Source organism: Vibrio mexicanus, assembly GCF_001012815.1.
Lineage (GTDB): Bacteria > Pseudomonadota > Gammaproteobacteria > Enterobacterales > Vibrionaceae > Vibrio > Vibrio mexicanus.
Map to the genome: position 1 here is coordinate 1 of NZ_JYJP01000114.1, position 13,440 is coordinate 13,440.

9 protein-coding genes, 1 tRNA gene and 3 pseudogenes are annotated in these 13,440 nt (G+C 45.3%); 5 read left to right on the plus strand and 8 right to left on the minus strand.

Annotated elements, in window-relative coordinates; all coding sequences use genetic code 11:
* Nucleotides 1–237: 237 nt before the first annotated feature.
* Entirely contained in the window at nt 238–729 is a 492-nt protein-coding gene (locus UA76_RS17820) for an Rsd/AlgQ family anti-sigma factor (RefSeq protein ID WP_047048972.1), read from the minus strand.
* 160 nt (nt 730–889) lie between these two features.
* Between UA76_RS17820 and nudC the strand changes: the two are divergent.
* From nudC to UA76_RS17835, 3 genes and pseudogenes are all read left to right on the plus strand, one after another.
* A pseudogene (nudC, locus tag UA76_RS17825) lies at nt 890–1,664 on the plus strand (NAD(+) diphosphatase).
* A gap of 276 nt (nt 1,665–1,940) precedes the next feature.
* Complete coding sequence (gene hemE, locus UA76_RS17830; RefSeq protein ID WP_047048976.1) at nt 1,941–3,008, plus strand: uroporphyrinogen decarboxylase; 1,068 nt, start codon at nt 1,941–1,943, stop codon at nt 3,006–3,008.
* 106 nt (nt 3,009–3,114) lie between these two features.
* Nucleotides 3,115–3,750, plus strand: a complete 636-nt coding sequence (locus UA76_RS17835; protein ID WP_047048978.1) for a TetR/AcrR family transcriptional regulator — start codon at nt 3,115–3,117, stop codon at nt 3,748–3,750.
* 19 nt (nt 3,751–3,769) lie between these two features.
* On the opposite strand, the gene UA76_RS17840 is transcribed toward UA76_RS17835, so the two are convergent.
* The 6 genes and pseudogenes from UA76_RS17840 to rsgA form a co-directional block, all read right to left on the minus strand.
* Nucleotides 3,770–4,927: a murein hydrolase activator EnvC family protein gene (locus UA76_RS17840; protein WP_084705539.1), complete on the minus strand. Its 1,158-nt coding sequence runs from the start codon at nt 4,925–4,927 to the stop codon at nt 3,770–3,772.
* A gap of 169 nt (nt 4,928–5,096) precedes the next feature.
* Nucleotides 5,097–6,629, minus strand: coding sequence for a 2,3-bisphosphoglycerate-independent phosphoglycerate mutase (gene gpmM / locus UA76_RS17845; RefSeq protein ID WP_047048981.1), 1,533 nt, complete (start codon nt 6,627–6,629; stop codon nt 5,097–5,099).
* 237 nt (nt 6,630–6,866) lie between these two features.
* Nucleotides 6,867–7,753: pseudogene (locus UA76_RS17850) on the minus strand (DMT family transporter).
* Nucleotides 7,754–7,885: 132 nt separating this feature from the next.
* Complete coding sequence (locus tag UA76_RS17855; protein ID WP_047048983.1) at nt 7,886–9,298, minus strand: SLC13 family permease; 1,413 nt, start codon at nt 9,296–9,298, stop codon at nt 7,886–7,888.
* A 187-nt stretch (nt 9,299–9,485) separates the two neighbouring features.
* On the minus strand, nt 9,486–10,388 hold the full coding sequence (gene asd, locus UA76_RS17860; protein ID WP_047048986.1) for an archaetidylserine decarboxylase: 903 nt from the start codon (nt 10,386–10,388) through the stop codon (nt 9,486–9,488).
* A gap of 107 nt (nt 10,389–10,495) precedes the next feature.
* Nucleotides 10,496–11,549, minus strand: a pseudogene (rsgA, locus tag UA76_RS17865) (small ribosomal subunit biogenesis GTPase RsgA).
* Between the two features lie 135 nt (nt 11,550–11,684).
* Between rsgA and orn the strand changes: the two are divergent.
* Nucleotides 11,685–12,230 carry an oligoribonuclease gene (gene orn / locus UA76_RS17870; RefSeq protein ID WP_047048990.1) on the plus strand — a complete coding sequence of 182 codons (546 nt, stop codon included), beginning with the start codon at nt 11,685–11,687 and terminating at the stop codon, nt 12,228–12,230.
* 76 nt (nt 12,231–12,306) lie between these two features.
* Here orn and UA76_RS17875 read toward each other — a convergent pair whose 3' ends face one another.
* On the minus strand, nt 12,307–13,026 hold the full coding sequence (locus tag UA76_RS17875; protein WP_047048992.1) for a hypothetical protein: 720 nt from the start codon (nt 13,024–13,026) through the stop codon (nt 12,307–12,309).
* 308 nt (nt 13,027–13,334) lie between these two features.
* On the opposite strand from UA76_RS17875, the gene UA76_RS17880 reads away from it, so the two are divergent.
* Nucleotides 13,335–13,410: transfer RNA gene (locus UA76_RS17880), tRNA-Gly, on the plus strand.
* Nucleotides 13,411–13,440: the final 30 nt, after the last annotated feature.

Consider the following 13,440-nt stretch of genomic DNA (forward strand, 5'->3'; position numbering starts at 1 on the left):
CAAAAGCGGCTTTCCCCGGAAAGCCGCGATGAACCTTTTTTATTGCCTGTCATTTGACTCTTTAATTCGGCCGAATTGCTTTACTAGTGATTTAAAGTCAGTGGAATGGCTGAAAGTAATGGATTAAAGCGAGAACGACTTGATAGAAGTTAGCAGGAAAGTGGTACACGAGAAATGTGGTTGGCACCGACAAGTGCCAACAAGTATGTGGAGAACCTACTCAGATAGAAAGTGGTTTTAAGCGCCTGGTGGTACCGCTAAGCTATCTGCAATAAGTTGAATCAGTTCATCTTCTACAGCGAAGCGTACTTCAATGATTTCACCAATCAGGGACAAATCGCTATCGAAATCTTCAAGTGTGTCTTCTTTATCGACTGCGGCATATTTATCGGTGAAGTTAAGTAGTGGCTCGGTCGTCAGTACGATTTTACCGTAGGTCTGATCGATCTCTTCTGTCGCTTCAAAGCCAGTTGCTCGCCACTTATCCATCACCATATCGTAAATCTTAAAGTGACCCTCTGAGATATAGTCAACGAGGTGTTGGCAAAAAGACTGAAGCTCTTCCGGTGTTGGAAGTTCCGCAACGGCAGGTTTTGAAGAAGGTTGCAGCGCAGCAAGTTTACAAAATTCGACAATCAGTTGTTGACGAGTTTCTAACCAGTGATCAATGACTTCGCTTGAGCCACCCCACTGTTCTTGTGTTTGTTTGAATTTATTTAGCATGAGCATGTCCTCATGATTCAGTCACAACTCCGGTGACGAAAAAGTTCATCGATATAAACCCTGATCCTTACTAGAGCTTATAGTTGTAATTCATCACGACTACAAATTCTGGTATGAAATTAGATTGCCAGTAAAATGAATGAACTGCAAGCGATGAGAGAATGGAATGTTAATGAAAAGTGACGGGGTTAATAAAGGTACGGCATACTGGTGTGTCGTATCAGGAAGTGAGATCTGGCTCATTGACGGAGAGCTACCTTGCGGGCAAGCCAAGGATTGGGGCCTTCCGGAAGACAAAGGCGTCAAGATAGGAAGCTATCAAAAACGAGCAGTAATATGGCTCAATGAAGCTGATTGTCCTAGTGAGATAGAATTGACCTCTCTGCGTGACTGCTTGCACTTTGACTCGGAGCTCTTTCTACTGATCAGTAAGGCGGTGCAATACGGCCACATGAGCCAAACTATGCGCTTTTGTTCCCAATGTGGGGGAAGAAACCACCTTAACCACAATCAGCTCGCTATGCAGTGTGGGGATTGTCGTACGCTGCATTACCCACGTATTTTCCCATGCATTATCGTTGCGGTTCGAAATCGTCATCAGATCTTACTTGCGCAACATCCTCGTCATAAGAGTGGTATGTATACTGTGATCGCAGGCTTTTTAGAAGTCGGTGAGACGTTAGAGCAATGCGTTGCCAGAGAAGTAAAAGAAGAAACTGGCGTTGATGTGAAGAATATTCGTTATTTTGGCAGTCAGCTTGGGCCTTTCCTTCAAGCATGATGATGGGCTTTTTAGCGGATTATGATTCGGGCGATCTCAAACCCGATTATACCGAGCTATCCGACGCTCAGTGGTTCGATCTTAACGCACTTCCAGAGGTGGCTCCTCATGCACAATTGCCAGAGAATTAATTGAACACTCAAAAAGTTTGGTTGAGTAGTCGTGTAGGTATCTTTTTGAAAAATAGATAAAAAAAACCCTCCGAACCGGAGGGGGTAAGTAAGATGTCGTTATGAGATGCTGAACACCGAGTGTTCAGTATTTATTATAGTTTTCGCTAGCAAACAAATATTTAACACCGTTATTTGTTGGGTGCAAATTAAGCATTGATTTAAAACTTAATAACATGATCTAGGTTGCAAAGCCTACAGCTTTTCCCCCAGAATCAGTGTTAGAATATCGACCAAATAATAAAGCCTGAAATTGGAAAAACGGAATGACAGAATTAAAGAATGATCGTTATCTACGCGCGCTATTAAAGCAGCCTGTAGATTACACTCCAGTGTGGATGATGCGCCAAGCGGGTCGTTACCTGCCAGAATACAAGGCGACTCGCGCAGAAGCTGGCGACTTCATGTCTCTATGTAAAAATGCTGAACTGGCGTCAGAAGTAACGCTTCAGCCACTTCGCCGTTTTCCTCTTGATGCTGCGATCCTTTTCTCAGACATTCTAACGATCCCAGATGCAATGGGGTTAGAACTGCGCTTTGCGGCTGGCGAAGGCCCTGTATTCGATAAGCCGATTACCTGCAAAGCAGACGTTGAAAAGATCGGCCTCCCAGATCCGGAAGGTGAGCTGCAATACGTAATGAATGCCGTTCGTCAGATTCGTAAAGATCTGAATGGCGATGTCCCTTTAATTGGCTTCTCAGGTAGTCCATGGACACTTGCAACTTACATGGTTGAAGGTGGTAGCTCGAAAGCCTTCACTAAGATCAAAAAGATGATGTATGCGGAACCTCAAACTCTGCATCTACTTCTCGATAAACTTGCTGACAGCGTGATTGAATACCTAAACGCCCAAATTAAAGCGGGTGCACAATCGGTAATGGTATTTGATACGTGGGGCGGTGTACTCACGCCACGCGACTACAACCTATTCTCACTGCAGTACATGCACAAGATTGTTGATGGTCTGCTTCGTGAAAACGACGGTCGCCGCGTTCCTGTTACTCTGTTCACTAAGAACGGTGGTATGTGGCTAGAGCAAATTGCAGCAACAGGTTGTGATGCAGTTGGCCTAGATTGGACAATCAACATCCAAGACGCGGTGAAACGCGTTGGTGACAAGGTGGCTCTGCAAGGCAATATGGATCCTTCAATGCTGTATGCTTCACCTGAGCGTATTCGTGAAGAAGTGGCTACTATCCTTGAAGGCTTCGGCGATGCTGGTACTGGCCACGTCTTTAACCTAGGACACGGTATTCACCTTGACGTGCCACCTGAAAATGCAGGTGTGTTTGTGGAAGCGGTACATGAATTATCTAAGCCATACCACAAATAATTGAACAGATTGAAAAAGCGCCTGATTCTATCAGGCGCTTTTTTGTTATACGAACATTGAGTCGCTATACTGGCTAAACGATAAGAAAGGGAATGCTAAATAGAAAATGAAGACCCGTGACAAAATTGTACATGCTGCTCTGGAACTGTTTAACCAACATGGTGAACGGAATATCACCACCAATCACATCGCCGCTCACATTGAAATCAGCCCTGGTAACCTCTATTACCATTTTCGCAATAAGCAAGAGATCGTAAGAGAGATTTTTACTCTCTATTCTACAGAGTTGCTTGAACGTTTTACCCCAATACAAGGCCAGCAAGAGAGTCTAACGCTACTTAAACACTATTTAGACTCCATCTTTAACTTGATGTGGAAGTACCGTTTCTTCTATGCCAATTTGCCCGAGATACTACAAAGAGATCCTGAACTGCACGGCGATTACATTGCGGTGCAAGATCGCTTGCAGCAAAACCTAGTCAATATAATGGCTGAGTTTGTTGAGTTAGATTTGCTGGTGGTTGAAGACGATGAGTTGAAACCGTTGGTGACGACCTTGCACTTAATTGCTTGCAGTTGGCTCGCATATCGCTCGGCGATGTCGCCTCAAACACAAATTACGGAACAAGTGGTTCATCAAGGTATGATCCAGATGATTGCTGTTGTAAAACCCAAGGCCACACCTCAAGGTTTAGAGCAGCTTCAACTCCTAGAGGAAGGAGTGAAGGCGATGAACGCATGATGTCAGCAACATCATGCTGTTAGCGCGTTAGCCAATTTTTCGGGTTTTGGGTCTTACTGTTGCGGCGAATCTCAAAGTAGAGTGACGGACGAGGTTGGCCGCCAGTATCCCCGGCCAATGCAATGGTTTCACCTGCGAGTACCTTATCACCTTCCTTTTTGGTCAGGGACTGGTTGAAGCCGTACAAAGTCATATCGCCTTTACCATGGTCAAGTAGAACCACTAGGCCATAGCCACGTAGATATTCGGCAAATACCACAGTGCCAGAGTAGACGGCTTTGACGGATTGGCCGTAGTTGGCATCAATCACCATACCTTTCCAATCAATCTGTCCGGTTTGCTTAGTGCCATAGCTGTGCAGAACCTTGCCTTTCAGTGGCCAAGGCAGGCGACCTTTTTGCTTCGCTAAACCATCCATTGGCGCGGCGTTCCTTTTTGCCGCTTTGGCAATCTCCGCTTTTAGGCGAGTCTCATTGCGCTGAAGTTCATTGAGATAAACTTTGTCACTAGAGATGCTTTTCTGAATTTTTCCAACGGTCGCTTTTCTTTGGCTTTGCGCTTTCGTTAGCTTGGTTTGCTGGGCTTTTTGCTCACTCAGCAGCTTGGTAATTTGGTTCTTTTGCAGTTCAAGTTGACGTTGGTTATCGGACAATGATTCTCTCACCTGCTCAAGTTCTTCAATGGTGCTGGCACGCTCTTTGGCGAGATGCTGAAAATACTGGCTGATGCGATCTTCTTCGACACCATTATTCAATATATTGGAGGAGGACTTTGCTCTACGAGTGACGTAATAGGTCTGAATTAATTCTGCTAATTTAGCACTCTGGACTTCTTGCTCTTTTTCTAGAGCTGAGACATTAGCTGTGAGCGTTTTTATACTCTCATTTGTCTCTTTGAGAGATTGCTCGCTCTCTTTGATTGCACGGCCAATAGCAGCAATATCGAGCTCTTGGCTCTTCAGCGTATTTTGCAGTTGATTGAGTTTTTTCTGTTGAGAAGTGAGTGACTGTTGCTGACGGCTAATCTCGCTTTTTACGCCACTTAACTCTGAATTGGAAGCCGCATAAACAGGTGCGAACGCAAATGTTGCACCTAATAAAGCTGGCACAACGTAGCGTTGGAAAACAGTGGAGTTAACCAAATTAAATGTCAGTTGAGATGACTGCCGCGTGAACATTGTTGAGCGATTCCAAATCCTTAGAGTAGTCATCCAGTATAACCAAAGACAATAATGATAAGAAATAGCAAAGTAAAAACTTGGTGCTATTGTCTAACTATCATTGGTTTTGCGTATAAAAAAAGCGCCTCGATATTCGAGGCGCTCTCAATAAACGGAATCGGCTAGATTACTTAACTAGAACTTCGCCTGACATTTCTGCTGGGATTTCTAGACCAGCTAGAGATAGCATAGTTGGTGCTAGATCAGACAGTTTTCCGCCTTCTTTGAACTCAACCGCTTTGTCACCTACGTAGATTAGAGGTACAGGCAGGTTAGTGTGCGCAGTGTGGATGCCGCCAGTTTCTGGGTCGATCATCATTTCTGCGTTACCGTGGTCAGCTGTGATTAGCATTTGACCGCCGACTTCTTTGATTGCTTCAACCACTTTACCAACGCTTTCGTCTAGCGCTTCGATTGCTTTCTCAGCTGCTTCGTAAACGCCAGTGTGACCAACCATATCTGCATTCGGGTAGTTACAGATGATTGTGTCGAACTTGCCAGACTTGATAGCCGCAACCATCTTCTCAGTTAGCTCTGGAGAGCTCATTTCTGGCTGCATGTCGTAAGTTGCAACTTTTGGAGAAGCAACAAGCTGACGCTCTTCGCCTTCGAACTCGTTCTCAACACCACCGTTGAAGAAGAAAGTCACGTGTGCGTACTTCTCTGTTTCAGAGATACGCAGCTGAGTTTGGCCTTGCTTAGATAGCCATTCACCGTAAGTGTTCTCTAGAGACGCTGGTGGGAAGCCAATCGCTAGTGGGATGTCAGCAGCGTATTGCGTTAGCATTACGAAGTTGATTGTTGGGAATACAGCACGCTCGAAACCGTCGAACTCAGGTACGAAAGCACGAGTGATCTGACGAGCACGGTCAGCACGGTAGTTCATGAAGATAACAGCGTCGCCATCAGCAACGATTGCGTCTTCTTGGCCTTCTGCTTTGATTGTTGTTGCTTTTACGAACTCATCATTCTCGTCACGAGCGTAAGCCGCTTCAAGGCCAGCAACTGCTGTTTCAGCTGTGAACTCACCTTTCGCTTGAGTAAGAAGATCGTAAGCAACTTGAACGCGATCCCAGTTATTGTCACGGTCCATTGCGTAGTAACGACCTACTAGAGAAGCCACGCGGCCTTTACCTAGTGTTGCGAATAGATCTTGGAAGCGTTTTAGAGAGTTTTCTGCGCTGCGTGGCGGAGTGTCACGGCCATCTAGAAAACAGTGAAGGTAGATTTTCTCTGCGCCGCGTGCTGCTGCCATTTCAACGGCTGCGTAGATGTGGTCTTCGTGAGAGTGTACGCCACCTGGAGACATAAGGCCCATGATGTGCACTGCTTTTTCAGCTTTAACTGCAGCGTCGATAGCGTCAACAAGCGCTGGAGTTTCAGCAAACTCGCCGTCAGCGATAGATTTAGTGATGCGAGTTAGGTCTTGGTATACAACACGGCCAGCGCCGATGTTTGTGTGACCTACTTCAGAGTTACCCATTTGACCGTCAGGTAGACCAACGTCCATACCAGAAGCAGAAATAAGAGTATTAGGGTTGTTTGCTAGTAGCGCGTCCATTACGGGCGTTTTCGCATTAGCGATTGCATTGCTTGCGGTATCTTCACGGTGACCGTAACCGTCAAGAATTACTAGAGCCATAGGCTTCTTAGCAGACATAGTGATGACCTCGTCAAATTCAAAGTAACTTTGGAAACAAATTAGCGTAATTTTACTACACTTTTTAACCAAAACTGTAGGCTAAGATCAAATTATCTGTGCGATTTATTGTTGCTAGCTTTCACACTACCGCATGTAAGGCGTTAATTTTTCGTCTCGAAGCCTATCTCTTGATGACTAATACTAGAGAATTTTATCTAGATTGAAAGCTGCTATTGCCTATTTCAGTAATAGTCTCTAACTAACGAGAATTGCACTGCCAACGACTGCAAGGATAGCGCCAATCCAGGCGAATCCATTTGGCCTTTGTTTGGTGTATACCCAAAGCAATGGTAAGAGCATGATTGGTGTTGTTGATGAAAGTAGGGCAACCATGCCTACGTTTCCGTCGCGCAAAGCATACAGAATGAGAGTCATACCTACAGCCATCGCTAAGAAGCCGTTAACGGCGGTGATGGAAAAAATGCGCCAGTTCATAGAATTAGTGGCTTTCGCGAGTGAAGCACCAGTAAAGAGAAACAACGAATGGGCCAAAAAAGCGGTGATCATTCGCATTGCTGATGCTGCAACCGGGTCAATAGACGTTTGCATTACTGGCTTAGCAATGACCCCGCCCAACGCTTGGCAGAGAGCAGCCAATAGCCCGAGCGAAATACCTACTGCAATACTGCCACGTACTTGCTCCAATGACTGTGCTTGATTGCCTTTTCGACCAAAGAAGATGGCAGTGACAACCCCAGCGAAAACCAACGTCGAGCCTAGGAATTCCATGGTCGTCATGTTTTCACTAAATAGAAAGTAGCCGAGTACCGCGGAAAAGACAGCATGACAAGAAAACAGTAGTCCAGCTTGCCGTGGACCCATGCGGTTTAAACAGGCAAACAGTGCCGTGTCGCCAATAAAGATGCCAATCAAGCCCGATAGCGCCATGGGGGCAATCGTGCTGAACTCGACACTTGCCCAACCACCAGTTAAAAGTGCCATCGACGTAAGAATAAAGGAGGTGCAACCCATTCGCCATCGACTGTAGCAAACGTGCCGAGGTGGCGTGCAGGTGTGACGGACAGTAGGCTGGCAATAGCCCATAGAAAAGCAGCCCCAAGGGCTAACCACTCATAACCCACGACATGCTCTCCTTTAATTGGGTAAGCACATCAATATGCCTTAAGCCAAACAAGAATCAAGAGATTTTGTTTGGCTTTTTTGTTTTGCTTTAGTGGCTTTGTATCAGTCACAAGACGCTGAAAAATATCTCTTTACGTGAGAATAAAGAGTGCAGCGTAAACAATCAGTAAGCCTATGATGCCGATTATGATACCGGTCTTGGCCATGTCTTTACTTTCAATCAGCCCTGTTGAGTAAGCTAATGAGTTAGGCGGCGTCGAGACAGGCAGGATCATACCAAGTGAGGCCGAGAAGGCGACAACCACGAGTAAACCTTGTAATCCACCAATGGCCACTAAGCTTTCCATCGAAGCCCCAATTGCGGCGGCAATGGGCATGAGTAAGTTAGCCGTCGCGGTATTACTCATAAAGTTTGCCATTAGCCAGCAAATGACCGATAGAGTCACGACAACCGCGACAGGAGAGAGTGATTCGTAGTCGATGGCATGCGCTAAAGCCGAAGCCAACCCGGTTCGATCAAGTCCAATACCAATGGCAATACCACCGGCAACCAGCCAAAGCACATCCCAGTTAATCTGCTTAAGCTCCTCTTTACCCATAATGCCCGTTAATGTGAATACGGCGAGTGGGATGATCGATACCACGTATGTGTTCATGCCATGCAGTTTAGTGGTCATCCATAGAAGGATGGTGACAGCAAACGTGGCGTAAACCGTGATGGCTCGCCAGCTGGTTTTGAACTGGCCATTGAGTTTAAGCACCATCTCTTTTTGTGTGGATGGAAAGAGTTTCTGCAACAGGAACCAAGCGATGGTGAGCTGAATAATCACAAAAGGAAGACCCATCATCATCCAACTTAAAAAATCGATGGCATTGTCGCCGGTTAGATATTGCAAAGCAATGGCGTTGGGTGGCGTACCTATAGGGGTGGCAATACCACCGGTATTGGCCGCGATGGGAATACACAACACTAAAGCTTTAATACCGATATCGCCTTTAGGTGCTGAGGCGACAATAGGCCCGAGCAGCGCCAACATCATGACCGTGGTTGCTGTGTTGGACATAAACATCGAGAAAACGGCAGTAATTAGCATTAAACCGAGCATGATGAATCTCGGTTGATTACCAAAAGGTCGCAGTAGAACGCGGGCTAGGTTGTTATCCAACTCATACTTCGAGGCAGCAATGGCGAGTGCAAAACCGCCCATAAAGAGAATGATAATAGGGGATGAGAAAGCGCTAAAAATATCGGTATAGCTGAGCAAGTCGCCTAGATCATGGCCGGCTGGTGGATGTCGGAATAGGGTCAGGCCTTTATCCGATATCATGATTAGCTCTAAGGCAATGATCAAAATGGACGTGGCAAATACGGGGACTGGCTCTAACACCCAAAGCAAAGCGGCCAGAAGAAAAATAGCCAGTAAACGGTGTTGGACAAGAGTTAGATCATCAATAGGAATGGCGTCGATAGGAAGCATCAATATTCCCAGTGGCAGCCCAAAACAGACTAGCAGTTTAATGATGACGGATGCGTTGTTTGCCATTACCTAAATTACCTTATCTTCTTCGTCCTTCGAGATAGGTTAATTTAGAAACAGTTTAGGGTCTTAGACGCAGTTTAGATTTTTATGAATAAATTGATTTTGTTGGAAAGTGTTTGTTTTTAGTCAAAAAAAGAGCCTCTATCTAGAGGCTCTTTTTCATCAAATCAGGACAAGACGCAAACGGAAGTTATTCTGCTTGCTCTTGCTCTTGCTCTTGCTCTTGCTCTTGAGCGCTACCCGTGTGAGCGTAAGGTGTACCCATCACGGTTGGAGCGTTAAGCTGCATTGTTTCATCAAACGAGACACTGTCTTTAGCAAATAGGTTGATCACTGTCGAACCTAACTTGAAGCGACCCATCTCTTCGCCTTTCTTCAACACGACTGACTTGTCGCCTTCGGCTGGGTAATCCCAACGATAAACTGTATTGCCGCGTGGTGGAGTAACAGTACCCGCCCAGATAAGCTCAATGCTACCAACGATGGTTGCACCGACAAGCACTTGTGCCATAGGGCCAAACTCTGTGTCAAAGATACAGACAACACGCTCATTGCGTGCGAAAAGGTTTGGTACATTTTCCGCGGTGAGCGGGTTTACTGAGAAAAGGTCACCAGGTACGTAGATCATTTGACGTAACGTGCCGTCACATGGCATGTGCACGCGGTGATAATCTCTTGGAGAAAGGTACAAGGTTGCAAATTCGCCTTCATCAAACTCTTTAGCTAGTTCGCTGTCGCCGCCAAGCAGTTCTAAAGCCGTGTAGGTATGGCCTTTTGCTTGAATAAGTTCGCCTTGCTCAATTGGGCCAAACTGGCTTACACATGCATCGGCTGGGTGAGTGATGACACTGTCGCCTTCTGTAATTGGGCGGGCATCTTCTTTTAATTCACGTACAAAGAACTCATTGAAGGTTTTGAAGTGCTCTGGGTTTGAATGAAGTGCTTCATTCATGTTGACTTTGTATTGCTTGATAAACCAACGAATTACAGCTGTTGTTAGACCGCCAGCTTTAGCCGAAGCCAGCTTACCAACTAGGCGAGTTAGCCCGTGCTGTGGGATCCAATATTGCAGTCCAACCTTAATTTTATCCATGATGATAAATATCCAATTTCAGTAATTGACGATAATCTGGGCGCGAGATGTTACTTAAATCCAACATAAAAGCCAACATTTGCGCAGTTTTACAACGAATTCTGTGCTTAAAGATCCGCTTTCTTGTTTCTAGAGTACTGACGGTTCGCTTTATTTTCAGCCATGCTCTCAATAATTCGATGGTAGTTCTCAAAACGAGTACGATTGATATCGCCTTTCTCAACCGCCTCGCGGATGATGCAACCAGGGTCATCATCATGCTTACAGTCACGGAATTTACAACCGCCGAGTAGTGGTCTGAACTCGACAAAAGCTTCGGTGACTTGATCCGCTTCTAAGTGCCAAAGTCCGAACTCACGCACCCCAGGCGAGTCGATAAGGTCGCCACCACTTGGAATGTGGTATAGACGAGCTGCAGTAGTGGTGTGTTGCCCTAGCCCTGAGTTTTCAGAAACAGCGCCTTCTTCGACGTCAAGTTCAGGCATAAGCGCGTTAACCAAGCTTGATTTGCCTACACCAGACTGACCGACAAAAATATTGATGCGATCAGTCAGTTCAGCTTCCAATGCAGCAACGCCTTCGCCCGTCTCTTTACTGACGAATAGAACCTTGTAGCCAATACGTTCATATTCGGCCAAAGCGGTTTTGTACTCTTCACGTTGCTTTGCACTGAGTAAGTCGATTTTGTTGAGCACAATCAGAGGGGCAATGCTTAGAGTTTCTGACGCGACTAAGTAGCGATCAATGATGTTGAGTGACAGTTCCGGCAATACAGACGACACGATGATCATTTGATCAACGTTGGCTGCAACAGGTTTCAAGCCATCATAGTAATCTGGGCGAGTCAATACAGAGGTTCGTGGCTCTACTGCTTCAACGACGCCTGAAATGCCAGCCATCGATTCGAGCCTGGACGCCAGATCACCTTATCACCGGAGACTAAGGTCTCAATACCACGGCGAAGGTTACAGCGATGAATCTCTTTTGTTTCAGAGTCTTCGATGTCGCATGTTGGCCAAAACGAGTGATGACAAGTCCAGACTTGGTATTACCAAGCATCGACTCATCCCATTGAATGGATTCTTCCTGTTTCAGACGCTTTTTTTGGTTACTACGAACGCGTCTAACTTGACCTTTAGTGAGCTTTTTTTTCTTTGCCACAGTTTTGTACTTTAATTAATAAAATGGGGTGCGATTTCCTAGATGCTTCACGTTCCCACGGAATACAAGCTATCTTGGGGATCTTAATTTGGGTATAGTACCCTTTTTATCAGCAAACAAATAGGCAGCTCTTATATGTCCTTTAGCGATCAAAACCTGATTTGGATTGATCTTGAGATGACAGGGTTAGACCCAGAAACTCACAAAGTTATCGAAATCGCCACTATTGTCACAGACAGTGAACTTAATATTTTAGCTGAAGGTCCCGTTCTTGCGATTCATCAACCAGAGAATGAACTCGATAAGATGGATGAGTGGTGCACGACAACTCATACTGGAAGTGGTTTAGTTGATCGCGTTCGTGAAAGCTCGGTGTCGGAGCAAGAAGCGGTTCGCCAAACGATTGAATTTTTAGAAGATTGGGTGCCTGCAGGTGCTTCCCCTATTTGTGGTAACAGTGTTGGTCAAGATCGCCGATTCCTGTACAAACACATGCCTGAGCTTGAGCAGTACTTCCACTACCGCTATATCGATGTGAGTACTTTGAAAGAGCTAACGCGTCGTTGGAAGCCTGAAGTATTGAAAGGCTTTTCAAAAACAGGCAGTCACCTTGCGCTTGATGATATTCGTGAGTCGATTGCTGAACTGCAATACTACCGCAAGACGATTATTTCGATTTAATCGACACTGTAGCCGACTAAAGATAAAACCAAAGCCAGCAATAAATGCTGGCTTTTCTGTTCTAGAGATTGGTGTTTTAAGGAACAGGTAGGAAAACAAACTGAGTCACGCCGTGGACAACCTTTGTAATACTTCGGTTGGTTTTGTCTGCGACAATAAACGCCATCATGTCTTGCACCATCGCCATTTTGGCAAAGAGCCTATCAAAACTGATATCGAAGTCGTCTTCGTTGATTCGGTTGGAAAGCAGGAACAGATCGCCATTGGTGTCGCGACGATGATATAAACGCCAAACGAACACTTCGATATTACGTGCACTGTTGTAGAGCGCCTGCTCGTCGAGGGAGTCTAGAATGAAAAACTCTTGCTGGTGGTTATAAGATCGGCGGAGCATTTCAGATAACCCGACCATAGCTGCAAAAACGCGGTCTCCCTCGAACGTTTCATCAAACGCTAGCAAAATGGCGTCAATGCTGGTCACACCATCGAGCTCATCAAATACGAGAGAGGGTAGTGCGGTTTCGTCGAGAGTACCAAAAATCTGGTTTATGCGCTCATCTACCGTCATCCCCGTCACTTTTTTAAGTTGATTCGGGTTTCTGACGTAGAGTTTTTTGGTTAGCGTAATTAGCATCTCTTTTTGTTGTTTTGCATGAACGTCCATGACGAAATCAACATCACTTTTTCCTAGGTTGCGAATCGGTTTAGGAACTGAGCCGCATGCAGAAAGCAGGGCTGTGACCCAAAAGATGATCAGTAATTTTGCTATTAGAATATGCAGCTGTTTGAGTGCCATTATTTATCCATAAAGATGAACTCAATATAAGAATTGCTTCGATATACATTTAACTTATATATCAAAGTCAAAATATCTTCGAAAAATTCACACTTCTGGCAGAGAAAATAAGGGCTTATATCTCACTATGCAGAGCTTTTACTGTAGAATTAAGGACTTGATTCGGGCACTTGATAAGCACTTTTGTGTAATGCTGCTGAGTTTTTAGTCAAACAGAAAAAAAATCTCCTTTTTTTGTCATAAGGACTTGCATCACAAAAAAATGCTCTTATAATTCGCAGCCCTAAAGACGGAAACGTTCTTAGAATGCGACACTAGCTCAGTTGGTAGAGCGCAACCTTGCCAAGGTTGAGGTCACGAGTTCGAACCTCGTGTGTCGCTCCACTTTCTTTACGAAGAGAGAGGAAAAAGCTT

What these genes read in the sequence shown, in the direction of transcription:
- UA76_RS17820 (WP_047048972.1), bottom strand. Translation starts at nt 729, where the DNA reads ATGCTCATGCTAAATAAATTCAAACAAACACAAGAACAGTGGGGTGGC.
- hemE (WP_047048976.1), top strand. Translation starts at nt 1,941, where the DNA reads ATGACAGAATTAAAGAATGATCGTTATCTACGCGCGCTATTAAAGCAG.
- UA76_RS17835 (WP_047048978.1), top strand. Translation starts at nt 3,115, where the DNA reads ATGAAGACCCGTGACAAAATTGTACATGCTGCTCTGGAACTGTTTAAC.
- UA76_RS17840 (WP_084705539.1), bottom strand. Translation starts at nt 4,927, where the DNA reads ATGTTCACGCGGCAGTCATCTCAACTGACATTTAATTTGGTTAACTCC.
- gpmM (WP_047048981.1), bottom strand. Translation starts at nt 6,629, where the DNA reads ATGTCTGCTAAGAAGCCTATGGCTCTAGTAATTCTTGACGGTTACGGT.
- UA76_RS17855 (WP_047048983.1), bottom strand. Translation starts at nt 9,298, where the DNA reads ATGGCAAACAACGCATCCGTCATCATTAAACTGCTAGTCTGTTTTGGG.
- asd (WP_047048986.1), bottom strand. Translation starts at nt 10,388, where the DNA reads ATGGATAAAATTAAGGTTGGACTGCAATATTGGATCCCACAGCACGGG.
- orn (WP_047048990.1), top strand. Translation starts at nt 11,685, where the DNA reads ATGTCCTTTAGCGATCAAAACCTGATTTGGATTGATCTTGAGATGACA.
- UA76_RS17875 (WP_047048992.1), bottom strand. Translation starts at nt 13,026, where the DNA reads ATGGCACTCAAACAGCTGCATATTCTAATAGCAAAATTACTGATCATC.